Annotated in this window: 1 pseudogene; it reads left to right on the top strand. The window is 42.9% G+C overall.

The features are described from left to right. Positions 1 to 75: 75 nt before the first annotated feature. Positions 76 to 870, top strand: a pseudogene (locus tag L5M17_RS22895) (IS3-like element ISSba5 family transposase); the annotation flags it as partial.

The raw sequence follows: 870 nt of genomic DNA on the forward strand, positions 1-870 counted from the left end.
CTGTAGTGGCACACTAATTTTGGCCACCTAAATAGAGGTGATATTATTACCTCGTAGATGACTTTAGGTGAACACATGAGATCGACAACCAGAAAAACATTTAGTGCTGAATTCAAACTTGAAGCAGCCCAATTAGTCCTCGATAAAAACCATAGCATCATCGAAGCTGCAAAGGCGATGAACGTWGGTAAGTCCACTATGGATAAATGGGTGAGACAGTTAAAACTAGAACGCCAGGGTGGCACACCAAAAGCATCTCCGATTACCCCTGAACAAATTGAAATCCGTGAGCTGAAGAAGCAAATAGCTCGTCTTGAGGAGCACAATCTTATCCTAAAAAAGGCTACCGCTCTCTTGATGTCAGACTCGATGAACAATTTACGCTAATCAGCGCACTCAAGCAGAGCCACTCTATTCTCACAATTTGTAATGCATTCAAAGTRCATCGAAGTAGCTATAAGTATTGGCTAAAAAGAAAAGAACATATTGATGCAGACTTKACTATTTTATGCAGTGAAGTGAAGGCCGCACATCRTATTAGTCATGGCTCTGCCGGTGCKCGAACGATAGCGCAATTAGTGACTAAYAAAGGGATTGGTCTCAGTCGTTATCGAGCCCGTAATCTAATGAAAAAGCTTGGGTTATTAAGCTGTCAGCAGCCTAAGCATTCTTATAGGAAAGCGACACAAGAGCATGTTGCAATCCCCAATACGCTAAATCGACAGTTTGCAGTAACTCAACCAGATCAAGTGTGGTGTGGCGACGTGACGTATGTTTGGGTCGGTAATCGCTGGGCCTATCTAGCCGTTGTTTTAGACTTATTTTCCCGCAAACCTGTTGGATGGGCTTTGTCATTATCACCAGATAGTG

The sequence above is a fragment of the Shewanella sp. SW24 genome (assembly GCF_025653395.1).
In the GTDB taxonomy this organism is placed as follows: Bacteria; Pseudomonadota; Gammaproteobacteria; order Enterobacterales; family Shewanellaceae; genus Shewanella; species Shewanella oncorhynchi.